The organism is Cellulomonas sp. P1_G12_2, assembly GCF_056405535.1.
The window spans coordinates 17513-40634 of the sequence record NZ_JBFUBX010000001.1; the positions used below are offsets into that span (position 1 = coordinate 17513).

The window sequence follows — 23122 nt, forward strand, 5'->3', positions numbered from 1 at the left end:
ACACGGCGGGCGCGGCTCAGCCCCACACGAGCCCGTGCGACGGGTCGTGCAGCACGCGCGCGACGTCCGCCAGCACCTGCGAGCCCAGCGCCCCGTCCACCAGACGGTGATCGACGCTCAGGGCCAGCTGCGTGACGTGACGGATCTTGATCTTGCCCTTGTGCACCCACGGCTGCTCGCGGATGGCGCCGAACGCGAGGATCGCCGCCTCCCCCGGGTTGAGGATCGGCGTGCCCGTGTCGATGCCGAACACCCCGACGTTGGTGATCGTGATGGTGCCGTCGGACATGTCGGCGGGGGTCGTCTTCCCCGACCGGGCGGTCGCGGTGAGCTCCGCCAGCGCGGTCGCCAGCTCCTTGAGGCCCAGCCGGTGCGCGTCCTTGATGTTGGGGACGACGAGCCCCCGCGGGGTCGATGCCGCGATGCCGAGGTTGATGTAGTGCTTGTAGACGATCTCCTGCGACGCGTCGTCCCAGCTCGCGTTGACGTCCGGGTGCCGGCGCACGGCGAGCATCAGGGCCTTCGCGGCGATGAGCAGCGGGGTCACTCGGACGTCGGAGAACTCCCGGTCGGCGCGCAGGCGCTCGACCAGCTTCATGGTCTTGGTGACGTCGACCGTGTGGAAGACCGTGACGTGCGGGGCGGTGAACGCGCTGGTCACCATGGCCTCGGCGGTCCGCTTGCGCACCGACTTCACCGGGACGCGCGTCTGGCGGCCGTCCGAGGAGACCGTGCCGCTGGCCAGCCAGGGCGCGTCGTCGCCGGGGTAGGTGGCCAGGGTCCGCGCCTCGGCCTGGGCCGCGCGGCCGAGCACGTCCTCACGGGTGACGATGCCGCCCGGGCCCGTCGGCGAGACCGAGTCCAGGTCCACGCCCAGCTCACGAGCCAGCTTCCGGACGGGCGGCTTGGCGAGCGCGTGACGGGTGGCCTCGCGCTGCGACGGGGTGGCCGGAGTGCCGTCGGCCGTCCGCTCCCGGCGTCCGGTACTGGCCTCCGCAAGCCCGTAGCCGACCAGCACGGCCTCGCGCGCGGGCTCCGGCTCCTTCTCGGGCGCGCGCGCCGGACGTGCGGCCTCGATCTCGTCGGACCCCCCGGGCTCGACCCCCGCGTGCCGGTTGCCGCCGCCGCGGTGCCCGTGCTCGATCGCGCCGCCCTTCGGCGCCGCGGCCACGGGCGGCGCAGGCGTCTCCTCGACCGGTGCCGCACCCGTCGGGTCCGTGTCGACCTCGATGATCGGCGTCCCCACGTCCACCGTCTGCCCCGGCTCGACCAGGAGCCGCGTCACGACGCCGGCCCACGGGCTCGGCAGGTCGACCAGCGACTTCGCGGTCTCGATCTCGACGATGGTCTGGTTGACCTCGACCGTGTCGCCGACGGCCACGTGCCACGCGACGATCTCGGCCTCGGTCAGGCCCTCACCGGCGTCGGGGAGCGGGAACTGCTGGTAGGTCGGCACGGGGTGTCTCCTCAGAAGGCCAGCGAGCGGTCGACAGCGTCCAGGACGCGGTCCAGCCCGGGCAGGTAGTCGTGCTCGATCTTGGCCACCGGGTAGGGGGTGTGGAAGCCGCCGACCCGCAGCACGGGGGCCTCCAGGTGGTAGAAGCACTCCTCGGTGATCCGCGCGGCGACCTCGGCGCCGGTGCCGTAGAGCACGGGGGCCTCGTGCACGACGACGCAGCGGCCGGTCCTCTTGACCGAGGCCGCGACCGTCGCGGTGTCCAGCGGGGACAGGGTGCGCAGGTCGACGACCTCGACGCTCGTGCCCTCGGCGGCGGCGGTCTCGGCGGCCTTGAGCGCGGTCTGCACCGTGGGGCCGTAGGCGACGAGCGTGAGGTCGGTGCCCTCGCGCAGCACCTTGGCCGTGTCGAGCGCCGGGTGCGGGGCACCGACGGCGGCGTCCAGGTCGACGTCGCCCTTCTCCCAGTAGCGACCCTTGGGCTCGAAGAACAGGACCGGGTCGGGCGACGCGATCGCCTGCTGGATCATCGCGAAGGCGTCGGCCGGGCTGGACGGGCTGATCACGCGCAGGCCGGCGGTGTGCGCGAACAGCGCCTCGGGCGACTCGCTGTGGTGCTCGACCGCGCCGATGCCGCCGCCGTACGGCACGCGGATGACGACGGGGAGGCTCAGGCGGCCCTGCGACCGGTAGTGCATCTTGGCCAGCTGGGTCGTGATCTGGTCGAACGCCGGGAAGATGAACCCGTCGAACTGGATCTCGCACACCGGCCGGTAGCCGCGCAGCGCCAGGCCGATCGCGGTTCCGACGATGCCCGACTCCGCGAGCGGGGTGTCGACGACGCGCTCCTGCCCGAAGTCCTTCTGCAGGCCGTCGGTCACCCGGAACACCCCGCCGAGGGCCCCGATGTCCTCGCCCATGAGGAGCACCTTGGGGCTCTGCTCGAGCGCCTTGCGCAGGCCGAGGTTGATCGCCTTGGCGAACGTGATGGTGGTCATCGGTGGCTCCCCTCGCCCTCGAGGAACGAGGCCTCGTACGCCTCGAACCACTGGCGCTCGGACTCGACGACCGCGTGGGGCGTCGCGTACACGTGCTCGAACATCGACGCAGCCGAGGGGCGGCCCATGCCGCGCACCGCGGTCCGGATCCTCTCCCCGAGCGCGTCACCCTCCGCCGCGAGCCCGTCGAGGAAGTCCTGCGGCAGCTCGCCGCGGTCCTCCAGGTGCAGCCGGAGCCGGTCGATCGGGTCGCGTTGGCGCCAGTACTCCTCCTCGGCGGCGGAGCGGTAGCGGCTCGGGTCGTCGGAGGTGGTGTGCGCGCCCATCCGGTACGTGAAGGCCTCGATGAACGTCGGCCCGCCGCCGGACCGCGCCCGCTCCAGCGCCTCGGCGGTGACCGCGTAGGTGGCTAGCACGTCGTTGCCGTCCACCCGGACGCTCGGGATGCCGAAGCCGGGGCCGCGGTCGGCAAGCGGCACGCGGGACTGCCGGCTGGTGGGCTCCGAGATGGCCCACTGGTTGTTCTGGCAGAAGAAGACGACCGGGGCGTTGTTCACCGCGGCGAACACGAGCGCCTCGTTCACGTCGCCCTGCGAGGTGGACCCGTCGCCGAAGTACGTGACGACCGCCGAGTCCCGCGCCGGGTCGCCCGTGCCGACCGCCCCGTCGCGCTGCAGGCCCATCGCGTAGCCGGTGGCGTGCAGCGTGTGCGAGCCGATGACCAGCGTGTACAGGTGGAACCCGTACGCCGTCGGGTCCCAGCCGCCGTGGTCGATGCCGCGGAACAGCCGCAGCACCTCCGCCAGGTCGACGCCGCGCGTGTACGCGACGCCGTGCTCGCGGTAGCTGGGGAACACCTGGTCCTGCGGCAGGAGCGCGCGGCCGGAGCCGATCTGCGCGGCCTCCTGGCCGAGGCACTGGGCGTACAGGGCCAGCTCGCCCTGGCGCTGCAGGGACGTCGCCTCGTTGTCGAACCGACGCACCAGCACCATGTCGCGGTAGAGCGCGCGCAGGGCGTCGGCGTCGAGATGGGCGATGCGGGGGTCGTAGTCGGGATGAGCCGTGCGGTGACCCGCGGGGGTCAGCAGCTGCACGAGGCCGTCGTCGGTCAGGGGGCCGTTCGGGACCACGCGGTTCTCCTTCGCGGGTGCTGCGGCGGGGGGCCGCGCCGGGATCAGTCTCGAAACCTACGTCAGCGTAGGCTACGGCACCGTAGGTAGCGCGCGAAGGACCCCGACAAGCCTCGGCGCACGCCCTTGTGGACTGTCTACACCTCCCCCGGCACGCTCAGCGAGCGAGCCACTCCGCGGTGATCTCGAGCAGCAGGTCGGTGGCCTCGGGCTCCCCCACGCTCACCCGGACGCCGTCGCCCTGGAACGGCCGCACGAGCACCCCGGCGCGGCCGGACCGCTCCGCGAACGCCGAGGACTGGTCGCCGAGCGGCAGCCACACGAAGTTCGCCTGGCTGTCCGGCACGGTCCAGCCCTGCTTCCGGAGCCCGGTGAGCAGGCGCGTGCGTTCGACGACGATCGCGTCCACCCTGGTCATCAGCTCGGCCGTCGCACGCAGCGACGCCAGCGCGGCCAGCTGGCCGACGTGGGAGACCCCGAACGGCGTCGACGCCGCGCGGATCCCCGCCGCCAGCCGCGGGCGCGCAACCGCGTACCCGACCCGGAGGCCGGCCAGCCCGAACGCCTTCGAGAACGTGCGGAGCAGCACGACGTTGGGGTGGTCGGCGAACACGGCCAGGCCGTCGGGTGCGGCCTCGTCACGGACGAACTCGACGTAGGCCTCGTCGAGCACCACGAGCACGTCCTTGCGGACCGCGGCCAGGAACGTGGCCAGCTCGTCGGCGTGCACAGCGGGGCCGGTGGGGTTGTTCGGGGTGCAGACCAGCACGGCCTTGGTGCGGGGGGTGATCGCCGCCGCCATCGCCTCCAGGTCCAGCCGGCCGTCGTCGCCCACCGGCACGTGCACGCCCACGCCCCCCGCGAGCGTCACGGCGATCGGGTACGCCTCGAACGAGCGCCACGGGACGACGACCTCGTCGCCCGGCTCGCAGACTGCCGTGAGCACGTGGCCCAGCACCGCGACCGAGCCGCAGCCCGCGACGATGTTCTCGGGCACCACGCCCAGCGACGCCGCGATCGACCCGGTCAGCTCCGTGGCGTACATGTCCGGGTACCGGTTGACGTCCTCGGCCGCGTCGGAGATGGCCAGGATCACCGAGGGCAGCGGCGGGTACGGGTTCTCGTTGGACGACAGCTTGTACGCGGCCGCGCCGACGGGGACGCGGGCCCCCGGGACGTAGGGCGGCAGGTCGGACAGTGCCTGGCGGAGGGGGACGCGGGTCACGGGCCTCAGCATGCCACCGCCCACCTAGGACCCCCGCACCGCGTTGTCTCGACAACGGAGGCACCCACGGTGGCAGGATCGACGCATGGCCTTCCTCGTCCGCGTGCTCATCAACGCCGTCGCCCTCTGGTTCGCGACGCTGATCCTGCCGGGACTCCACATCGTCGGCGGCGACAGCAACTGGGAGACCCTCGCGATCATCCTGCTCATCGCGCTGGTCTTCGGGCTGGTCAACGCGATCGTCAAGCCGATCGTGGCGTTCATCTCGATCCCGCTCTACATCCTCACGCTCGGCCTGTTCACGATCATCGTGAACGCGCTCATGCTCATGCTCACCGCCTGGATCACCGAGGCGACCAGCTGGGGTCTGCGGATCGACAACTTCGGCACCGCCTGCTGGGGCGCGATCATCGTCTCGATCGTCAGCCTGGTCCTCTCGGTCCTGATCCCCGGCGACCGCACGCGGAGCTCGTCGTCGACCGAGGTCAGCTACTAGGCGTCACCCTCGGCGGCTGCGCGGAGACCAGCACCGGGTCGCGCGTCGCCTGGAACTGCCGGGTCACGCCGGCCGTCCCGGGCGGACCGAGCACGTCACGGACGGCCGCGTCGAACGACCGCATGCCCGGGCTGCCTGCCAGCTCGCGGTCGGCCACGTCGGCCGTCTCGACGTACCGGGCGATCGCATGCGCCTCGGTCGGCGACGGGACGGGAGGACCACCAGTCGAGTCGAGGTCGCGGGTGACCACCGTGACCCGGGCATCAGTGACGTCGGGCGTGCCGTCCAGCTGGGGGACGGCGTCTTCCCGGTGCCGGTAGTGGCGGACCTCCACGGCGCGCGGCGGCGACCGGGTCAGGTCCGGGCTGCCCGCCGTGGCGATCGCCCGCACGGAGTACGTGCTGCCCGCGGCGGCGGCGACCGACACGGCGACCATCCCGCCCAGGCTGTGCCCCGCGAGCATCACGGGCTCGTCGGCACCGATCCGCGCCAGCCTCATGGCCTCCAGCACGGCGTCCGTCATGTCGTCGGTGAGCCCCGCCAGCAGGCGGCCGTCGGTGGTCAGGTCCATCGGGGTGGGAGCGTTCGGTGCCCAGCTCTCGGTGCCCGGGATCTCGACGACCCACGCGCGCGTCCCGTCGGGGTGCGTGAGCTGCTGCACCGAGATGACGCCCGCCGGGGTCCCGGCGAGCCCGGTCTCCGTGCCGTCCTGGTAGCTGCGCCCCACGTTGGCCAGCACCCCGGCGGTCGTCCGCGGCACGGGGAGCTGCGGCGGGTGCGCCCGCACGAGCAGTGCCGTGGGACCGGCCGCCGGGAGCGCGCCGAACAGGAGCCGGGCGGCGCCCTGCACGGGTCGGAGCGTGGGGATCTGCCGCCCGGGCGCCGCCGAGCGCACGAACGCGCCGACCGCCAGGATGCCCAGCTCCGCACGGCCGTCGGCCGCGAGCATGCCGGGAAGCTCACGCGCCGCCGGGCCCAGGCGCCGCGCGAGCCAGGGGAGCACCGGGTCGGGCCGGTGCAGGAGCAGGGAGCGTCCGACGCCGCCCGCGATCACGCTGCCGACCGCGGCCACCCCGAGCACGACGCCGGCGGCGCCGAGAAGGCCCGCGACGACCGGCCGCTCGCCGAGCTGCGACGCCGTGGCGACGACACCCACCCGCAGGGCCAGGTGTGCCGCTGACTCGGCCTCCGTGTACACCTCGACCACCCGCCGCAGCGCAGCCGCGAGCTCGCGCAGCCGCTCGGCGACACGCCAGGGGTCGCCCGCACCCTCCCGAGCGCACGCCAGAGCGTGCCGCGCCTCGGCGCCTACCCGGCTCAGCCCGTCGCACGCCTGCGACGCCCGCAGCAGCGTCCACGACGCCGCATCCAGCCGGTCCGCGGCGCCCTCCAGCAGCCGGCACGCGAACATCAGCTCCTCCAGGTCGGCGACCGTCGGTCCCGGACCACCCGCCACGCGGTACCCACGGAACCAGTCCGTCGCGCTGCTCACAGGCCTCCCCGCGCGTCCAGGTCAGCCGCCGCCACCGGCTGCACCGTCCGCTCCACCGAGACCTGCACCTGGCGCACGCACACGACCGCCTCGTCGAGCGCCGCACGGAACCGGTCCGCGGCGCCGGACGTCCACTGCACCTGCGCGGCGCCGCGCAGCGCACGGGACGCGCTCTCCACGTCGTCCAGTGCCTGGAGCACCAGGGGAAGGCCGTGCTCGATCTGCATGCCGGAGACGCTACGGAGCAGGTCAGCGCGTCGGCGACGGCCTGGGGACGGGCAGGGGCTGTGGGCGGATCAGGCCGACGGCCGCGGCAGCATCGCCGCCGCCAGGATGATCGCCGCGAGCAGCCCTGCCGCCCGCCACAGGTCACCCTCCGTCGTCCCGACCAGGAGCATCGCGAGCACGGCCAGCAGCTGCGCGCCCACCTGCACGAGCGCGACCTCGCGCAGCGCGCGCACGAGGACGGCGACCTCGACGAGGGTGCGCCACGACGTCCGCGCGCAGACCGCCCCCGCCCACAGGGTCAGGTGCACGAGCAGGACGAGGACCATCACCGTGCCGAGCGCGGGCGGGTCGCCGACGAGCAGCCGCGTCCCGGCGACGAGCACCACGAGCGCAGCCAGGCCGAGTCCGGGGACCAGCACCGCGGCGCCGACGAGCGCGACGAACCCGACCACCAGCGCCAGGGGTGGCCGGGGGCCGGTGCCGGCGAACGCCACCGTCAGCGTCGCCGCGGACAGGACCGCGAGGGACGCGCGCAACGCCCAGGCGGGCACCGGCCGCTCCAGCTCCAGAGTCACCTCGCTCATCGCGACGCCCCCGCCCGCCGCTGCGCCCGGCGCGCCAGGGACGCGAGCGCGATGTGCGGCTGGTCGCGCCACGTGACCAGCTCGACGTCGAGGTCCACCAGCTCGGCCAGCCGATCCTCGCGCGCCATCCGGATCAGCCGCATCGCGAGCCGCTCGCGCTCGCCGAGCTGCCGCTCGCGGAGGGTGGGCAGCACGTCGACCGCGATCACCCGGTGCCCGGCACGCCGCCAGACGGAGGCGACCAGCGCCGCCTCGTCGTCGAGGAACGTCGAGAAGAGCAGGACCAGCGCGCCCGACGGGATCTGCGGGGCGCGCAGCCGGCGCAGCGGGTCGCCCTCCGGCCGCGTCAGGGCCAGCGCGTGCCGGATCCGGTCCAGCTGCCGGCGTCCGCCACCGGGTGGGAGCGGCCGGCGCAGCGCACCGAGGTCGTCGAGTCCGACGCGGTCGCCGAGGTCGAGGAACCCCTGCGCCGCGGACGTCGCAGCCTGCCGCGCCAGGTCCAGGGACGTCGGGTCCTCGGCCTTCGCCGGGGTCGAGCCGCGCCAGGTCATCGGGTCGGGGCCGACGTCGTCGCGCGAGTCCACGACCAGCACGACGACCGCCTCCGCGAGCGCGTGCTCGCGCCGGACGTAGAGCTCGTGCAGGTCGGGCGCGCGGCGGGCGGTGACCCGCCAGTCGATCCGCCGCAGCCGGTCGCCGGGCGAGAACGGGTGCACGTCGCGCAGCCCGCCGCCCTCGCCGGGCCGTCGGGACTCGTGCGCGCCGGTCAGCCCGCGCAGCCGGGGCGGGAGCGGCAGGTCGCCGAGCGGGCGCGGCGCGGGCAGGACCAGGGCGGACCGGGACGCGGCCGGGCTGGGCTCGGACACGCTTGCGGCGCCGGGTCCGACACCCTGCACGTCGACGAACGCCACCTCCTGCGGCCCGGTGCGGACCGTGCGGACGACGAGCGGGAGCCGCCGCGTGCGGTCGACCCGCACCCACGCCTCGGCCAGGACGCGCACCCCGCGCCGCACCCCGACGAGCACGTCGGTGGGTGCGGCGGTCACGATGTCGGCGCGCAGGCTCCCGGCGGCGGGCGGCTCGTCCGACGCCTCCAGACGGACGGTCGGGTCCGTCGAGGGTCGTCGGCGCCAGTCCCACACCCCCGCGACCAGCGGTGCGGCGCCGAGCACCGCGACGTCGGGCCGGCCGAGCAGCGCGCCCACGGCGACGAGCACGAGGCCGACGACGACCCCGGCGGCCGTCGCCCGCGAGCGCTCCCAGATCATCCGCGTCTCGCCGTCGTCGGCCCCGCCACCCGCGCCAGCACGTCCGCCACGACCTTCTGCGGCGCCGTGCCGGTGGCCCACGCCTGCGGGGTCAGGGACAGCCGGTGCGCGAGCGCGGGGACGGCGACCGCCTTGACGTCCTCGGGCGTCACGAAGTCCCGGCCGGACAGCACCGCCAGCGAGCGCGCGACGAGGACCAGCGCCTGGGAGCCGCGCGGCGAGGCACCCACCTCGACCGCGTCGTGCGTGCGGGTGGCCGAGGCGAGGTCGACGCAGTACCGCAGGATGTCGGCGTCGACCGTGACCTGCTCGACGCCCGCCTGCATCGCCCTCAGGGTGGCGGCGTCGACGACCGTCCGCACCGACCCCATCTCCTGGCGCCGCGCGAGCCGCCGCGACAGCACGTCGACCTCGGCGTCGCGCTCCGGGTAGCCGACCGCCACGCGGACCATGAACCGGTCGAGCTGCGCCTCCGGCAGCGGGTAGGTGCCCTCGTACTCCACCGGGTTGGAGGTGGCGACGACGTGGAACGGGTCGGGCAGCTGGTACGTCTCCCCGTCGACCGTCACCTGCCGCTCGGCCATCGCCTCCAGCAGGGCCGACTGGGTCTTCGGGGCGGTCCGGTTGATCTCGTCGGCCAGCAGGAGGCCCGCGAACACCGGGCCCGGCCGGAACAGGAACGACGCCGTCGCCGGGTCGAACACGCTGGACCCCGTGATGTCCGACGGCAGCAGGTCGGGCGTGCACTGCACCCGCCGGAACGCGAGCCCGAGCGCGGTGGCCAGGCTCCGGGCCGCCAGCGTCTTGCCGAGCCCGGGCACGTCCTCGAACAGCACGTGGCCGCCGCCGAGGATGGCCGCCAGCGCAACTCTCAGCGGTTCGCGCATGCCGACGACCAGCGTCGCGACCTCGTCGAGCACCGCGCTCCCGCGGTCGGCGACCTGCGCGACGGTCAGTGGCGTGGGCTGCTCAGTCATCGGCGGGGGCTCCATCGTCGGTGGGGGTGGCGCGCCTCGGTCCGAGGCGGTCGAGCACGTCGAGGGTGTACTTCACGTCGGCGACCGTCGGCAGCGGTGCGGTGGTGCGGGTCAGGGTGCGGACGGCGCGGGTGCCCAGCAGGGTCTCGGTCTCGGGATCGTCGATCGTCAGCCCGTGCCGCGCGAGCCGGCTCCGGGCCACCTCGCGCAGCCGCCGCAGCACGCGCTCGCCGATCCGACCGTCGCGCCCGACCATCGCCCACGCCAGGTCCTGCACCTCGCCGCGCGCGCCGTGCCGACGGTCCAGCCGGTCGCGGGCCCACCCGGGGTCCGGGGTGCCGTCGAGACGCGTGAGAAGCAGGACCCCCGCCGCGATCATCAGCCCGAGGAGTGCGGACGTCTGCACCGTCAGTCCCGCCGCCCACGCCGCCACGAAGCCGGCGCCGAAGCCGGCGAGCGGGCGCCAGTCCCACCACCTCATGCGTCCTCCTCGGCCCGTCGCCCGAGGTCGTCGGCGATCGCGGCCAGGCTCTCCCTGGCCCGCGCGACGTCCACCGGGGTGAGCACGTGCTCGGAGTACCGCGCCGCCAGGTACAGCTGCAAGAGGGCGCGCGTCGCGACCGGGTCCGCCCGCGTGGCGTCGAGCACCTCGACCGTGAACTCCGTCGCCGTCTCCGCACGGTCACGCACCAGCCCGCTGCGCTCCGCCGAGGCCTCCAGCGCGACCCACGCCGCGATCACCGCGTCCCCCGGCGGCACCTCGTCCTCGAGCACCTGCGCCGCCCGGCGGACCCCCTCGCGCAGCGCCGGCGTCGCACCGTCCAGGACGTCCCCGCCCAGCTCGATGTCCGGCACCGCCGAGTCGATCTCGTGCGGCGCACGCCGCTCCCGCATCGCCCGGATCCGTCGGACCAGCAGGGCGACCCCGATCACCAGCAGAGCGCCGATGACCGCGATGACCAGCAGGTAGATCCAGCGCTGGGCCTCCATCGTCATCTGCTCGCCGTCGAGGCCGGTCTCCTGCGGGACCGGGGTCGTCGTGTTCGTCGGCAGCACCGGCGGGGGGAGCGTGAACGGCGCACCGCCCTCGTTGCGCTGGCCGAGCCGGAACGGGCCTGCCAGGGCCGCGCCGATCACGGCCACCACCACGAACGCACCGACCAGCAGGACCGCGCTGGGCCTGCGTGCTGGCGGTGCCACGGGGCTCCTCGTCGTCGGGGGCCGGCGGGACGCGCCGGTGCGCCCAGGCTACTGACCTCGGTCCCGGACACCGCCGCACTCGACCGGACCGCTCTGGGACACTGGCGCCATGCCTTCTCGTGTCCGGCTCGCAGACGTCACGCCCCCCATCGCGCTCGGCCCGCTCGACGGTCGCTACCGTGCCGCGGTCGCGCCGCTGGTCGACCACCTGAGCGAGGCGGCGCTCAACCGCGAGCGGGTGCACGTCGAGGTCGAGTGGCTGATCCACCTGGCGCAGAACCAGGTCGTCCCGGGCGCCCCGACGCTCACGGCGGCCGACGAGCAGTACCTGCGGGACGTCGTCGACACGTTCGGACCCGACGAGGTCGCCGAGCTGGCCGCCATCGAGAAGATCACCGTGCACGACGTCAAGGCGGTCGAGTACTTCCTCAAGAGCCGGCTCGCGGCCGCGCCCGAGGGGTCGGCACTGCGGGACGTCGGCGAGCTGGTGCACTTCGCGTGCACGAGCGAGGACATCAACAACCTGTCGTACGCGCTGATGGTCCGCGGCGCGGTGCAGGACGTCTGGGCGCCGGCGGCGACCACCCTCGTCGACCAGGTTGCGGCGCTCGCGCACGAGCTCAAGGACCAGCCGATGCTGGCCCTCACGCACGGGCAGCCGGCGACCCCGACGACGCTCGGCAAGGAGCTCGCGGTCCTCGCGCACCGGCTGCGGCGGCAGCTGCGGCGGATCGCGTCCGACGAGTACCTGGGCAAGCTCAACGGCGCGACCGGAACCTACGGCGCCCACGTGGTCGCGGTCCCGGGTGCGGACTGGCCTGCGGTGAGCAAGGCGTTCGTCGAGCACCTGGGCCTGACCTGGAACCCGCTCACCACGCAGATCGAGTCGCACGACTGGCAGGCCGAGCTGTACGCCGACGTCGCCCGGTTCAACCGCGTGCTGCACAACCTGGCCACCGACGTCTGGACCTACATCTCGCGCGGCGTCTTCATCCAGATCCCCGTCGCGGGCGCCACCGGCAGCTCGACCATGCCGCACAAGGTGAACCCCATCCGGTTCGAGAACGCCGAGGCCAACCTCGAGCTCTCGTCGGCCCTGCTGGACACCCTGGCCAGCACCCTGGTGACCAGCCGGCTGCAGCGCGACCTCACCGACTCCACGACGCAGCGGAACATCGGCCCCGCGTTCGGGCACTCGCTGCTGGCCATCGACAACGTGGCCCGTGGCCTGCGCGCGCTGTCGGTCGACACCGTGCTGCTGGCCCGTGAGCTCGACGAGAACTGGGAGACGCTCGGCGAGCCCGTCCAGTCGGCCATGCGCGCTGCGTCCGTCGCCGGCGTGACCGGCATGGAGAACCCGTACGAGCGGCTCAAGGAGCTGACCCGGGGCCGGCGGCTGACGGCGGACGACATGCGCGAGTTCATCGGCGGGCTCGGGCTTCCCGACGACGTCGCCGCGCGCCTCGCCGCCCTCACGCCGGCGTCCTACACGGGGCTCGCGGGAGATCTGGTCATATACCTCGACTCGTGAGTCACCGCCAGAGCAACTAGGCCAATCGGGTGAACGCACGGCGCCCGCTTTGTCACTTCTGCATGCCTTCCGACGGAAGACGAAACGGTTCGACGGGACCGCTCTCAGCCCTCTGACCTGCATCTTCACTCAAATGAGTGATCTCTCCTGGACACGTGCCCTATTTGGGTTGCACAATCGTGCACCGACCGGTCGGAAACATCCGGTTCATCCCTTTTCTGGCAAGGAAGCCCATCGTGACGCTCATGCAGAAGGCGATCACGCCAGCGCTCACCCGCGCTCACCTCACCGCGGGACACGATCGCCTGGCGGGGTACGTGGTGCGCGCTGAGGACGTCGCCTTCGCGACGACTCCGGCCCAGCTGTTCGAGGTGCACGGACTCGGCTACGAGGGCACGCCCTTCAGCCCGTACGACCGGTCCATCGACGTGCTGCGCTTCGAGTCGTCCCCGCAGCTGCAGTACCGCGACGTGCCTGGCTACATCCTGCCGCTGTGGTGGCTGCGCCACTCCCGCATCCCCCCGGGCGCCGAGCTCATCCGCATCTACGACAACGGCACGTCCACGCTGCTGGCCCGCTACGGCGACGTCGGTGCCGGCTGGACGGTGACGCAGCTGGGCGCACCCCGCCCCTCGCTCGCCTCGCTGTCCCGCTGCGTCGGGCCTGTCGCCAAGTGGCACGGCGCCTACCTCGAGGCCGACGTGGTCGACGGCGGCCACACCGTGGTCCTCGCCCTGGCCAACCCCCCGCTGGCCGAGACCGGGTTCCACCAGTCGCCGTCGGGCCGCTGGTACCGCCGCGTGGCCCGTGAGGACGTCTCCGAGCTGTTCGAGCTGGACCTGACGGCGCGCTGGAACGGCCTCAGCGTCCGCGCCGTCGACCAGTGGCAGGACGCCCAGCGCTACGTCGTCGCCCGCATCTCGCACCTCGGCGACGACATCGAGCGCGCGGAGCGCCTGCACCTCAACCGCGTCGAGGCGGGCGTCTACGAGGGCATCGTCTACGCCGCCGAGCTGACCGACATCCAGACCAACCAGGTGGTCCCTCACACCTGGGCCCCCGGACCTGCTGCTCCCCGACAGCAGGTGGTGCGCTCCTGAGCGCACGGAACCGAGGGTTCCTCACCAGGGTCACGCCAGCGTTGCTGTGACCCTCGCGGAACGCGTGCCGGGCCTGGCCCTCCCCCCCGTCCAGGCCCGGCACGCTCCACGTCCGAACGGACGACCCCGTCATGGGCCGCGGCCCGCCACGCCGCCCTGCTGACGAGCGGCGACGAATCAGCGATCACGTCGTGGTGATCGGTATCCGGCCCTGTCAGGAGAACAACGACATGGTCGACCATGCGCGCGAGGTCAGTGCGCGTCGGCCACCACGGTCGGCACCGGGATCGACGCCAGCTCCGTCAGCGCGACCGCGTACGTCGCCGCGTCGCCGGCGCGGGCGGCCTCGCGGGCGCGGACCGTCGGTGCGTGCAGGGCGGCACGGGTGCGGCGGCGCAGGGCCCGCTCCGCACGCTCGTCGCGGAGCTCGGCGGGCAACGCGCTCAGGCCGGCCTCGAGACCGCCCAGCACGCGGGTCCGCTCCGCGACCACGGCCGGGTTCCAGTCGCGCACCCGCCGGTCGGCCTCGTACGCCTCGGCGGCCGCCTCGACGACCTCGTGCGCGGCACGCACGGCGGCGTGCTCGGCCGGGGCGTGCTCGGCGACGGTGTGCAGGCTGACGAGCCGGACGCCGGGCAGCGTGCGGACGCCGGGGTCGACGTCGTGCCGGAGCGCGAGGTCCACCACGGTGAGCGAGGCAGGCGTCCCGACGCGCGCGGCGGCGAGCGCGTCGACCCCGAGCACGGCACCCGCGGCCCCGCTGCACGCGACCACGAGGTCCACGTCGGACACCTCGGCCGCGAGGTCGGCCGACGCGGGCAGCGACCGGACGCCGCGGGCGGCCGCGAACGAGCCGGCGCGGCCGGAGGCGGAGTAGACCCGGATGTCGCGCGCGCCGCGGGCCTTGAGGGCGGCCAGGGAGGCTCCCGCATAGGAGCCGGTGCCGATGAGGACGCAGCGCACCGCGGACCAGTCGGGCAGGTGCTGCTCGGCGATGTCGAGCGCGACGCCGACCACCGAGCGGCCGGTGGCGCCGAGGCCGGTGCGGCTCTCGACGGTGCGCGAGACGCGCGAGGCCGCCTGGAACAGGGACTCGAGGCCGGAGGTGGTGGTGTGGTCACGGCGGGCGCTGGTCAGCGCGCGGCGGACCTGTCCGGCGATCTCCCGCTCGCCGACCACCATGGAGTCGAGGCCGCTGGCGACGGAGAACAGGTGGGCGGCGGCGTCGGTGCCGGTGCGCACGCGGAGGTGTCCGGAGACCTGCCCGGCGGTGTAGCCGGAGCGACCGGCCACGGCGACGGCGGCCGTGTCGAGAGCGGCCGGGGTGTCGGCCGCGTCGTCGACCTCCAGGTACAGCTCGAACCGGTTGCACGTCGCCAGGACGACGGCACCGGACACGGACGCGACCGAGCCCACGAGCTCGGACGCGACGGCCTGCACGTCCGACGAGAGACGTTCCAGCACATCGAGGTCGAGGTCGTGGTGGCTGGCAGCAAGGGACAGCAGCACCACGTCCCCGAGTTAATCATCTCGACAATTGTCCGGCACAATCGAACCCGTGATCCTTCCTTCCTCGCACCCCCTCGTCGACGGCCGGACGGAGAATTCTTCGCTCGTGCGCGCCTATTCCGGCGAGCGGCCTGCGCGTCGGCCGGTCTGGTTCATGCGACAGGCCGGACGGTCCCTGCCCGAGTACCGCGAGGCGCGCGTCGGCACGGCCATGCTCGACGCCTGCCTGGACCCGGCGCTGGCCAGCGAGATCACCCTCCAGCCGGTGCGCCGGCACGACGTGGACGCGGCGATCTTCTTCTCGGACATCGTCGTGCCCCTCAAGCTCGCGGGCGTCGACGTGGAGATCAAGCCCGGCGTCGGACCGGTGATGGGCGCCGCGGTCCGGACGGCCGACGACGTCGCGCGCCTGCGCGACCTCGGCCCGCTGACCCCGCAGGCGCTCCAGCCGGTCTCGGACGGCGTCGCGCTCACGGTCGCGGCCCTCGGCTCCACACCCCTCATCGGCTTCGCGGGCGCACCCTTCACGCTCGCCGCGTACCTGGTCGAGGGCGGGCCGTCCCGCGACCACCTGGCCGCCCGCACCCTCATGCACGCCGACCCCGCCACGTGGACCGCGCTCACCGAGTGGGCCGCGGACGTGACCGGGGCGTTCCTGCGCGCGCAGGTGCTGGCCGGCGCCAGCGCGACCCAGCTCTTCGACTCGTGGGCGGGCTCGCTGGGCCTGGCCGACTACACGGCCCACGTCGCGCCGGCGTCGGCCCGCGCGCTGAGCCACGTGCAGGACCTGGGCGTGAAGAAGGTCCACTTCGGCACCGGCACCAGCGAGCTGCTCGGCGCCATGCGGGACGTGGGCGCGGACGTCATCGGCGTCGACTACCGCCTGCCGCTGGACGAGGCGAACCGACGGCTCGGCGGCACCACGCCGCTGCAGGGGAACATCGACCCGGCGCTGCTGGCCGCTCCCTGGCCGGTGCTGGAGGCGCACGTCCGCGACGTCGTGACGCGCGGGTCGGTGGCGCCCGGGCACGTGGTGAACCTGGGCCACGGGGTGCCGCCGGAGACCGATCCGACCGTCCTGACGCGGGTCGCCCAGCTGGTCCACGACATCTGATGACCTGGGACGCGGTCGTCGTCGGCGGCGGGATCGCGGGGCTAGTCGCCGCGCGGGAGCTGGCCCACGAAGGCCTGCGGACCCTCGTGCTCGAGGGCCGGGACGCACCCGGCGGGGCGGTCCGCGGGCACACGGTCGCCGGGCTGCGGCTCGATGCCGGCGCGGAGTCGTTCGCCACGCGCGGCGGCGTGGTCGCCGCGCTGCTCGACGAGCTCGGGCTGACCGACCGCGTCCGGACGCCCGAGCCGCACGGCTCGTGGGTCCACCTGCCGCACGGCGACGGCCCGCTGCCGCGCACCGGCCTGCTCGGCATCCCCGCCGACCCCTGGGCGGCTGACGTGCGCCGGACGCTCGGACCGCTCGGCGCGCTGCGCGCGAGCCTCGACCTGGTGCTCCCGCCGTCCCGCGCGGACACGCTCGGTGAGCTGGTCCGCCGGCGCATGGGCGCCCGGGTGCTGGATCGCCTGGTGCGACCGGTGGTCGGGGGCGTGCACGCCGCGGATCCTGATGATCTCGCGGTCGACGCGGTGTCTCCTGGCCTGCCCGACGCGTTGCGCCGCGAGCGCGGGTCGCTCGCCCGGGCGGTCCGGAGCCTGCGCGCCTCGGCACCCGCCGGCTCCGCCGTGCAGGGGCTCGACGGCGGCCTGCACGTGCTCGTGGACGCCCTCGTCGCGGACGTCGAAGCCCACGGCGGCACGGTTCGTACCCGCGCGACGGTCGCGTCCCTGGACGACGAGCGCACGGACCGCTGGGTGCTCGCCACGCCGGCCGCCGTGGACCTGCTCGGCCTGCCGGTGGGCCGGCCGGACCCGGGGGCGCAGGTCACGCTGGTCACCCTCGTGCTCGACGCCCCCGCGCTCGACAGCGCGCCGCGCGGCACGGGGGTGCTCGTCGCGCGCGAGGCCACGGACGTCTCCGCGAAGGCGCTCACGCACGGCACCGCCAAGTGGGCCTGGCTCGCGCAGGCCGCAGGTGCCGGTCGGCACGTCGTGCGGCTCTCCTACGGCCGGGCCGGCGAGGACGGCACAGATCCCGACGTCGACACCGCGCTGCGCGACGCCGCCACGCTCCTGGGCACCCCGCTGACGCGGGACCAGCTGGTGGGCCACGCGATCGTCCGGTGGACGCAGGCGCTCCCTCGTCCGAGCGCCCAGCACGCGCAGGTGGTGGCCGACGTCCGCGCCGCGGTGGACGCGCGGCCCGGGGTGGCCGTCTGCGGCGCCTGGGTGGCGGGCAACGGGCTTGCGTCCGTGATCCCCGACGCGCGCGCCGCGGCACGCTCGGTGCTCTGAGGAGAATTCGTCGGCGCGATTCTGGACAACGCGTCGTCACGCTGCGGAAGAATGTCGCACGTCACATTTTCCGGCAGCATTTTCTGACAGGTTGTCATGACCGCGTCACGGAGTTCTCGGACGTCCTCGGATTTCCTCGCACTTCGACATCGCCGCGACGGAGAGGGACACTGACCGCATGCTCCAGCACGTGCGCGTCGGGACCCGCGCGAGCGCCCTCGCGCTCACCCAGACCGGTCACGTGGTCGACGCCCTCACCACCCTGGGGCGTGGCGACCTCACCCTCGAGACCGTCCACGTCCGCACGGACGGCGACCGGCTGACCGGATCGCTGCAGAGCCTGGGCGGTACGGGGGTCTTCGTGACCGCGTTGCGCGACGCCCTGCTCGACGGTCGGTGCGACGTCGCGGTGCACTCGCTCAAGGACCTGCCGACGGGCGACGCCGAGGGCCTGTCGATGGTCGTCCCGCCGCGCGAGGACCCCAGCGACGCCCTGTGCGCCCGCAACGGCCTGACACTGGCCGAGCTGCCCCGGGGCGCCACGGTCGGCACGGGGTCCCCGCGCCGGGCCGCCCAGCTGCTCGCCGCCCGCCCGGACCTCGTGGTCGTCGACATCCGGGGCAACGTCGACACCCGCCTCGGTCGCGTGGCGGGTGCGCGCAGCGGCACGGGTGACCTCGACGCGGTGGTCCTCGCGCGCGCCGGCCTGGCCCGGCTGGGCCGCCTCGACGCGATGACCGAGGCGTTCGGACCGGACGTCATGGCACCAGCACCCGGCCAGGGCGCCCTCGCCGTCGAGGTCCGCAGCTCCGACCTCGTCCCGGGCACCGCGCTCGACGCGGCGCTCCGGGCGCTCGACCACCGGCCCACCCACCTGGCCGTCGTCGCCGAGCGGTCCCTGCTCGCGCGCCTCGAGGCCGGGTGCGCCGCGCCCATCGGCGCCACCGCCCACCTGGCCGACCACGGCCGGTCGCTGAGCCTCGAGGCCGTGATCGCCCGCCCCGACGGGACCGCGACCCTGCGCCGCGGCGCCGCGACCACGTTGGGTGCGGACAGCCTGGAGGACGCCCGCCGCCTGGGCGTGGAGCTGGCCGAGACGCTCCTCGCCGCCGGTGCCGCCGATCTCGCCGTGCTGGGCGCCGTCCGATGACCGCGACGCCCGTCCTGCCCCTGTCCGGCTGGCGCGTGCTGGTGCCCCGGCCCTCCGCCGGCCGCAGCCCCGCCGAGGTCGCGCTCGCCGCCGCCGGTGCCGAGGCGGTCGTCGTGCCCCTCATCGAGACCGTGCCGCCCGAGGACCCCACCGAGCTGGACGACGCCCTGCTGGCCCTGGAGTCTGGCTGGTTCGCGTGGCTCGTGCTCACCAGCGCGGCCGCGGTCCCGGTGCTCGTGGACCGCGCGCAAGAGAGCGCCGGCAGCCTGACGCAGCTGCTCGCCGACGGCCGGGTGCGCGTCGCCGCCATCGGACCCGGCACCGCTCGCGCGCTGCGTGAGGCGGGCGTCGAGCCGGACCTGGTCCCCCGCGGCCAGTCCTCCTCCCGCGCGCTGGTCGAGGCGTGGCCGGAGCCCGCCGAGCCCGCCCGCGTGCTGTTCCCGCGCGGCGACCTGGCGGCGGCGACAGTCACGGACGGGCTGCGGCAACGGGGGTGGGAGGTCACCGACGTCGTCGCCTACCGGACCGTGTCCGCGGCGCCGCCCCCCGACGACGTCCGCGAGGCCTGGACCGACGGCACCATCCGCGCCGCCCTGCTCACCTCGGCGAGCACCGTCCGCGAGCTCGCCGCGCGCCTGGGCGCACCCCCCACGACCACCCTGATGATCGGCATCGGCCCGTCGACCGCCGCGGAGGCCGCCCGCCTGGGCCTGCCGCTGGCCGGCATCGCCACCGAGCAGACGATGCTCGGCATGGTCGACGCCCTGACTCGCGCGGTCACCACCGTGCTGCCCGGTCCGATCCCCAGCCCCGAGGAGCTGTGATGACGAACGCCCGCAGGATCCGGCCCCGACGTCTGCGCGCCACCCCGGCCCTGCGCCGCCTGACCGCCGAGACACGCCTCGACGCTGCGCAGCTGGTGCTCCCGGTGTTCGTCAAGGAAGGGCTGACCGAGCCGCGCGAGATCAGCTCCATGCCGGGCGTCTACCAGCACACCCGCGACTCCCTGCGGAAGGCGGTCGCCGAGGCGGCCGGTGCCGGGCTCGGCGGCGTGATGCTCTTCGCCGTCCCGACCGTCCGGGACGCGATCGGGTCGCAGGCCACGGACCCCGACGGCATCCTCAACCTCGCCATCGCGGACACGGTCGCCGAGGTGGGCGACGCGCTCGTCGTCCAGGCGGACCTGTGCCTCGACGAGTTCACCGACCACGGGCACTGCGGGGTCCTGACCCCGGGCGGGGCCGTGGACAACGACGCGACCCTCGTCCGGTACGCGGAGATGGCGCTCGCGCAGGCGGAGGCGGGCGCCCACCTGGTCGGGCTCAGCGGCATGATGGACGGCCAGGTCGGGTACGTGCGCGACGCCCTCGACGCCGCGGGTCGCGACGACGTCGCCGTGCTGGCCTACGCCGCCAAGTACGCGTCGGCGTTCTACGGCCCGTTCCGCGACGCGGTCGAGTCGCAGCTCGAGGGCGACCGCCGGACGTACCAGATGGACCCGGCGAACCGTCGGGAGGCCGTCCGTGAGGTGGCCCTCGACATCGCGGAGGGCGCCGACATCGTCATGGTCAAGCCGGCGCTGGCGTACCTCGACATCCTCGCCGACGTGGCCGCGATGTCGTCAGTTCCGGTCGCGGCCTACCAGGTGTCCGGCGAATACGCCATGATCGAGGCCGCCGCCGCGCGAGGGTGGATCGAGCGCAGACGGGCGATCCTGGAGTCCGTGCTCAGCATCCGTCGTGCCGGTGCCGATCACGTGCTTACCTACAGCGCGACAGAGCTGGCCGGTTGGCTGGCAGAGGAGAACCGATGAGCGTCACCACCAACGCGACGACGAGCGAGACGGCGTTCGCGCGCGCGCAGGCCGTCATCCCGGGCGGCGTCAACTCGCCGGTGCGGGCGTACGGCAACGTCGGCGGCACCCCCCGGTTCCTCGCGTCCGCGCAGGGTCCGTACGTCACGGACGTCGACGGCAACGAGTACGTCGACCTCGTCGGCTCCTGGGGCCCCGCCCTCCTCGGCCACGCGCACCCCGAGGTGGTGGAGGCCGTCCGCGACGCCGCCGGACGTGGCCTGAGCTTCGGCGCCCCGACGCTCACCGAGGTGGACCTGGTCGACGAGATCCGCTCGCGGGTCCCCCCGGCCGAGAAGGTGCGCCTGGTGTCCACCGGCACCGAGGCCACCATGACCGCCCTGCGTCTCGCCCGTGCGTTCACCGGGCGGGACCTCATCGTGAAGTTCGCCGGCTGCTACCACGGCCACGTCGACGCGCTCCTGGCCTCGGCCGGCTCCGGCGTCGCGACCCTCGGCCTGCCCGACTCGGCCGGCGTCTCCGCCGCGGTCGCCGGCGAGACGATCGTCGTCCCCTACAACGACGTCGAGGCGATCGAGGCCGTGTTCGCGGAGCACGGGGACCGCATCGCCGCCGTGATCACCGAGGCCGCGCCCGCCAACATGGGTGTCGTCCCGCCGCTGCCCGGCTTCAACGCCTCGCTGCGCCGCCTCACGCTCGAGCACGGCTCCCTGCTGATCCAGGACGAGGTCCTCACGGGCTTCCGGGTCGGGTACTCCGGGTGGTGGGGGCTCGAGGGGCTGCGCGAGGGCTGGGCCGCGGACCTGCACACGTTCGGCAAGGTCATCGGCGGCGGCCTGCCGGTCGCCGCGGTCGGTGGGCGTCGGGACGTCATGGCGCTCCTGGCGCCGGTCGGGCCGGTGTACCAGGCGGGCACGCTGTCGGGGAACCCCGTGGCGACCGCCGCGGGCCTGGCGACGCTGCGGCTGGCCGACCTGGACGTGTACGCCCGCGTCGACGCCGTCTCCGCGCAGCTGCGCACCGAGCTGGGTGCGGCCCTCTCCTCCGAGGGCCTCCCGCACGCGATCCAGTGGGCCGGGAACCTGTTCAGCACGTTCTTCGGTGCCGACGCCGCCGCGCACGGAGCCCGGAACTACGACGCGGTGCTGGCCACCGAGTCGTGGCGGTACGCGCCGTTCTTCCACTCGCTGCTGGAGTCCGGGGTGTACGCGCCGCCGTCGCCGTTCGAGGCCTGGTTCGTCTCGGCAGCGCACGACGACGCCGCGGTGGACCGGATCGTCTCGGCCCTCCCGGCCGCCGTCCGCGCGGCCGCGCAGGCCACGGCACCGACCGACTGAGCAGGGTGGCGACCTCGGTCGGCGCCCCCGCGCTCCGGCGCGACCGTCGCTGGCTCCACCTGCTCTGGGCGGTCCCGGCCGCGGTCGCCGCGTCGTTGGTGCCGCTCTTCCTCGCGACGATCTCCCTGTGCGGGATCAGCGGGTGCACGGGCGGGGGGTTCGGGGTCACCGACTCCGGGCGCGCGCAGGTCGTCCCGTTCCTGGTCCTCGGCGCCCTCGTGGTCGCCTCGCCGTTCGTGCTGCTGCCGTGGCGGCCCGCACGGCGACCGCGGCTGGTGGTCGCCGCCGTCGTCTTCGTGGGCTGGCTGGCGCTCACGGGCGTCCCGATCCTGCTCGCGTGGCGCTCCGCGGCCCCGCCGCTCTGACCAGGTCCTACGGGTTGACCCAGGCGTCCTCGCGGGCGCCCAGGTCACGCACGTGCGCGGGCAGCTCCCCGGACACCAGCGCCGCGAGCGTCACCTGGTCGAGCACGTCCCGCACGCTCACGCGCAGAGCGACCCACACCCGCAGCAGCGCCTGCGCCGACCCGCCGTACTCGAGCTCGGTCGGCCGCTCGTCGCGCACCGTGACCAGCGGACCGTCGACCGCGCGGATGACGTCGGCCAGCGTGATCTCGTCGGCGGGCCGCGCCAGCCGGTACCCGCCGGACCGCCCACGGACGCTGGACACCACGCCGCCGCGGCGCAGGTCACCGAGGATCCGCTCCAGGAACGCGACCGGGAGCTGCTGCCCGGCGGCGAGGTCGTCCGCCCGCACCGGGTCCCCGTGAGGGGACGCCGCCAGCTCGGCGCACGCCCGCACCGCATAGTCCGCCTTCGCCGAGACCCGCATGCCGCTGATTCTGCCGTGCAGCGGAGCGGGGATGGCTCCCCGGAATACCCCATGGGGGTATCGTGTTGCGCAAAGAGCACCCGCTCGACGACGAAAGAGGCCCCCATGCACGGCTACACGGACGCCAAGGACGACTACCTCAAGCGCCTGCGCCGGGTCGAGGGCCAGGTCCGCGGCATCGCCCGGATGGTCGACGAGGACGTGTACTGCATCGACATCCTCACCCAGGTCGCCGCCGTCACGAAGGCCCTGCAGGCCGTGAGCATCGGCCTGGTCGAGGACCACCTCGCGCACTGCGTCGTCGACGCCGCCCGCCAGTCCCCCGAGGAGGGAGCGGCGAAGGTGAAGGAAGCCTCCGACGCCATCGCCCGCCTCGTCCGCAGCTAGAAGG

The 23122-nt window shown here is 74.4% G+C and carries 24 protein-coding genes; 11 read left to right on the forward strand and 13 right to left on the reverse strand.

Translation table 11 applies throughout. The features are described 5' to 3' along the window. Window positions 1-16 precede the first annotated feature (16 nt). From AC1DXT_RS00110 to hisC, 4 genes are all read right to left on the reverse strand, one after another. On the reverse strand, window positions 17-1456 hold the full coding sequence (locus AC1DXT_RS00110) for a dihydrolipoamide acetyltransferase family protein (protein WP_477059358.1): 1440 nt from the start codon (window positions 1454-1456) through the stop codon (window positions 17-19). An 11-nt stretch (window positions 1457-1467) separates the two neighbouring features. Continuing rightward, window positions 1468-2454, reverse strand: a complete 987-nt coding sequence (locus AC1DXT_RS00115; RefSeq protein WP_477059359.1) for an alpha-ketoacid dehydrogenase subunit beta — start codon at window positions 2452-2454, stop codon at window positions 1468-1470. Further along, window positions 2451-3584 carry a pyruvate dehydrogenase (acetyl-transferring) E1 component subunit alpha gene (gene pdhA / locus AC1DXT_RS00120; RefSeq protein WP_477059360.1) on the reverse strand — a complete coding sequence of 378 codons (1134 nt, stop codon included), beginning with the start codon at window positions 3582-3584 and terminating at the stop codon, window positions 2451-2453. Before pdhA ends, AC1DXT_RS00115 begins: the two co-directional genes overlap by 4 nt. Before the next feature lie 157 nt (window positions 3585-3741). Beyond that, window positions 3742-4809: a histidinol-phosphate transaminase gene (hisC, locus tag AC1DXT_RS00125; RefSeq protein ID WP_477059361.1), complete on the reverse strand. Its 1068-nt coding sequence runs from the start codon at window positions 4807-4809 to the stop codon at window positions 3742-3744. 85 nt (window positions 4810-4894) lie between these two features. Between hisC and AC1DXT_RS00130 the strand changes: the two genes are divergently transcribed. Continuing rightward, window positions 4895-5305: a phage holin family protein gene (locus AC1DXT_RS00130; RefSeq protein WP_477059362.1), complete on the forward strand. Its 411-nt coding sequence runs from the start codon at window positions 4895-4897 to the stop codon at window positions 5303-5305. On the opposite strand, the gene AC1DXT_RS00135 is transcribed toward AC1DXT_RS00130, so the two are convergent. From AC1DXT_RS00135 to AC1DXT_RS00165, 7 genes are all read right to left on the reverse strand, one after another. Next, window positions 5295-6797, reverse strand: a complete 1503-nt coding sequence (locus AC1DXT_RS00135) for a hypothetical protein (RefSeq protein WP_477059363.1) — start codon at window positions 6795-6797, stop codon at window positions 5295-5297. The two genes, AC1DXT_RS00130 and AC1DXT_RS00135, sit on opposite strands and share 11 nt — an antisense overlap. Continuing rightward, on the reverse strand, window positions 6794-7024 hold the full coding sequence (locus AC1DXT_RS00140) for a hypothetical protein (protein WP_477059364.1): 231 nt from the start codon (window positions 7022-7024) through the stop codon (window positions 6794-6796). Before AC1DXT_RS00140 ends, AC1DXT_RS00135 begins: the two co-directional genes overlap by 4 nt. A 69-nt stretch (window positions 7025-7093) precedes the next feature. Next, window positions 7094-7609, reverse strand: a complete 516-nt coding sequence (locus AC1DXT_RS00145; RefSeq protein ID WP_477059365.1) for a hypothetical protein — start codon at window positions 7607-7609, stop codon at window positions 7094-7096. Further along, entirely contained in the window at window positions 7606-8877 is a 1272-nt protein-coding gene (locus tag AC1DXT_RS00150; protein ID WP_477059366.1) for a DUF58 domain-containing protein, read from the reverse strand. The genes AC1DXT_RS00145 and AC1DXT_RS00150 overlap by 4 nt, the downstream gene beginning before the upstream one ends. Beyond that, window positions 8874-9854 carry an AAA family ATPase gene (locus AC1DXT_RS00155; protein WP_477059367.1) on the reverse strand — a complete coding sequence of 327 codons (981 nt, stop codon included), beginning with the start codon at window positions 9852-9854 and terminating at the stop codon, window positions 8874-8876. Before AC1DXT_RS00155 ends, AC1DXT_RS00150 begins: the two co-directional genes overlap by 4 nt. Then, a complete protein-coding gene (locus AC1DXT_RS00160; RefSeq protein ID WP_477059368.1) occupies window positions 9847-10335 on the reverse strand; it encodes a hypothetical protein in 489 nt (162 codons plus the stop codon). Before AC1DXT_RS00160 ends, AC1DXT_RS00155 begins: the two co-directional genes overlap by 8 nt. Beyond that, window positions 10332-11054, reverse strand: coding sequence for a DUF4129 domain-containing protein (locus AC1DXT_RS00165; RefSeq protein ID WP_477059369.1), 723 nt, complete (start codon window positions 11052-11054; stop codon window positions 10332-10334). The genes AC1DXT_RS00160 and AC1DXT_RS00165 overlap by 4 nt, the downstream gene beginning before the upstream one ends. Window positions 11055-11163: 109 nt before the next feature. Here AC1DXT_RS00165 and purB point away from each other — a divergent pair, with 109 nt between their 5' ends. Further along, window positions 11164-12585, forward strand: a complete 1422-nt coding sequence (gene purB / locus AC1DXT_RS00170) for an adenylosuccinate lyase (protein ID WP_477059370.1) — start codon at window positions 11164-11166, stop codon at window positions 12583-12585. A gap of 245 nt (window positions 12586-12830) precedes the next feature. Continuing rightward, on the forward strand, window positions 12831-13685 hold the full coding sequence (locus tag AC1DXT_RS00175) for a hypothetical protein (protein WP_477060784.1): 855 nt from the start codon (window positions 12831-12833) through the stop codon (window positions 13683-13685). Window positions 13686-13937: 252 nt separating this feature from the next. On the opposite strand, the gene AC1DXT_RS00180 is transcribed toward AC1DXT_RS00175, so the two are convergent. Beyond that, a complete protein-coding gene (locus AC1DXT_RS00180; protein ID WP_477059371.1) occupies window positions 13938-15197 on the reverse strand; it encodes a glutamyl-tRNA reductase in 1260 nt (419 codons plus the stop codon). 46 nt (window positions 15198-15243) lie between these two features. On the opposite strand from AC1DXT_RS00180, the gene hemE reads away from it, so the two are divergent. The 7 genes from hemE (at window position 15244) to AC1DXT_RS00215 (ending at window position 22265) form a co-directional block, all read left to right on the forward strand. After that, window positions 15244-16308, forward strand: coding sequence for a uroporphyrinogen decarboxylase (gene hemE / locus AC1DXT_RS00185; protein ID WP_477059372.1), 1065 nt, complete (start codon window positions 15244-15246; stop codon window positions 16306-16308). Further along, window positions 16308-17600, forward strand: a complete 1293-nt coding sequence (locus tag AC1DXT_RS00190; protein ID WP_477059373.1) for a protoporphyrinogen/coproporphyrinogen oxidase — start codon at window positions 16308-16310, stop codon at window positions 17598-17600. The genes hemE and AC1DXT_RS00190 overlap by 1 nt, the downstream gene beginning before the upstream one ends. 178 nt (window positions 17601-17778) lie before the next feature. Further along, on the forward strand, window positions 17779-18750 hold the full coding sequence (gene hemC, locus AC1DXT_RS00195) for a hydroxymethylbilane synthase (protein WP_477059374.1): 972 nt from the start codon (window positions 17779-17781) through the stop codon (window positions 18748-18750). Further along, window positions 18747-19574: a uroporphyrinogen-III synthase gene (locus tag AC1DXT_RS00200; RefSeq protein WP_477059375.1), complete on the forward strand. Its 828-nt coding sequence runs from the start codon at window positions 18747-18749 to the stop codon at window positions 19572-19574. Before hemC ends, AC1DXT_RS00200 begins: the two co-directional genes overlap by 4 nt. Then, window positions 19574-20563, forward strand: coding sequence for a porphobilinogen synthase (gene hemB, locus AC1DXT_RS00205; RefSeq protein WP_477059376.1), 990 nt, complete (start codon window positions 19574-19576; stop codon window positions 20561-20563). The genes AC1DXT_RS00200 and hemB overlap by 1 nt, the downstream gene beginning before the upstream one ends. Beyond that, on the forward strand, window positions 20560-21900 hold the full coding sequence (gene hemL / locus AC1DXT_RS00210; RefSeq protein WP_477059377.1) for a glutamate-1-semialdehyde 2,1-aminomutase: 1341 nt from the start codon (window positions 20560-20562) through the stop codon (window positions 21898-21900). Before hemB ends, hemL begins: the two co-directional genes overlap by 4 nt. Before the next feature lie 5 nt (window positions 21901-21905). Further along, the gene (locus AC1DXT_RS00215) at window positions 21906-22265 is read left to right on the forward strand and encodes a hypothetical protein (RefSeq protein ID WP_477059378.1); all 360 of its coding nucleotides are present in this window, start codon (window positions 21906-21908) and stop codon (window positions 22263-22265) included. A 7-nt stretch (window positions 22266-22272) separates the two neighbouring features. On the opposite strand, the gene AC1DXT_RS00220 is transcribed toward AC1DXT_RS00215, so the two are convergent. Next, window positions 22273-22731: an RrF2 family transcriptional regulator gene (locus AC1DXT_RS00220; RefSeq protein WP_477059379.1), complete on the reverse strand. Its 459-nt coding sequence runs from the start codon at window positions 22729-22731 to the stop codon at window positions 22273-22275. Between the two features lie 105 nt (window positions 22732-22836). Here AC1DXT_RS00220 and AC1DXT_RS00225 point away from each other — a divergent pair, with 105 nt between their 5' ends. Further along, the gene (locus AC1DXT_RS00225; RefSeq protein WP_056086768.1) at window positions 22837-23118 is read left to right on the forward strand and encodes a metal-sensitive transcriptional regulator; all 282 of its coding nucleotides are present in this window, start codon (window positions 22837-22839) and stop codon (window positions 23116-23118) included. The last annotated feature ends 4 nt before the right edge of the window (window positions 23119-23122 follow it).

Coding starts and splice junctions, on each gene's coding strand:
- hemB (WP_477059376.1), top strand. CDS start 19,574: ATGACGAACGCCCGCAGGATCCGGCCCCGACGTCTGCGCGCCACCCCG.
- AC1DXT_RS00190 (WP_477059373.1), top strand. CDS start 16,308: ATGACCTGGGACGCGGTCGTCGTCGGCGGCGGGATCGCGGGGCTAGTC.
- AC1DXT_RS00220 (WP_477059379.1), bottom strand. CDS start 22,731: ATGCGGGTCTCGGCGAAGGCGGACTATGCGGTGCGGGCGTGCGCCGAG.
- AC1DXT_RS00115 (WP_477059359.1), bottom strand. CDS start 2,454: ATGACCACCATCACGTTCGCCAAGGCGATCAACCTCGGCCTGCGCAAG.
- AC1DXT_RS00140 (WP_477059364.1), bottom strand. CDS start 7,024: ATGCAGATCGAGCACGGCCTTCCCCTGGTGCTCCAGGCACTGGACGAC.
- hemL (WP_477059377.1), top strand. CDS start 20,560: ATGAGCGTCACCACCAACGCGACGACGAGCGAGACGGCGTTCGCGCGC.
- AC1DXT_RS00200 (WP_477059375.1), top strand. CDS start 18,747: ATGACCGCGACGCCCGTCCTGCCCCTGTCCGGCTGGCGCGTGCTGGTG.
- AC1DXT_RS00145 (WP_477059365.1), bottom strand. CDS start 7,609: ATGAGCGAGGTGACTCTGGAGCTGGAGCGGCCGGTGCCCGCCTGGGCG.
- AC1DXT_RS00150 (WP_477059366.1), bottom strand. CDS start 8,877: ATGATCTGGGAGCGCTCGCGGGCGACGGCCGCCGGGGTCGTCGTCGGC.
- AC1DXT_RS00130 (WP_477059362.1), top strand. CDS start 4,895: ATGGCCTTCCTCGTCCGCGTGCTCATCAACGCCGTCGCCCTCTGGTTC.
- hemC (WP_477059374.1), top strand. CDS start 17,779: ATGCTCCAGCACGTGCGCGTCGGGACCCGCGCGAGCGCCCTCGCGCTC.
- AC1DXT_RS00225 (WP_056086768.1), top strand. CDS start 22,837: ATGCACGGCTACACGGACGCCAAGGACGACTACCTCAAGCGCCTGCGC.
- AC1DXT_RS00155 (WP_477059367.1), bottom strand. CDS start 9,854: ATGACTGAGCAGCCCACGCCACTGACCGTCGCGCAGGTCGCCGACCGC.
- AC1DXT_RS00175 (WP_477060784.1), top strand. CDS start 12,831: ATGCAGAAGGCGATCACGCCAGCGCTCACCCGCGCTCACCTCACCGCG.
- AC1DXT_RS00160 (WP_477059368.1), bottom strand. CDS start 10,335: ATGAGGTGGTGGGACTGGCGCCCGCTCGCCGGCTTCGGCGCCGGCTTC.
- purB (WP_477059370.1), top strand. CDS start 11,164: ATGCCTTCTCGTGTCCGGCTCGCAGACGTCACGCCCCCCATCGCGCTC.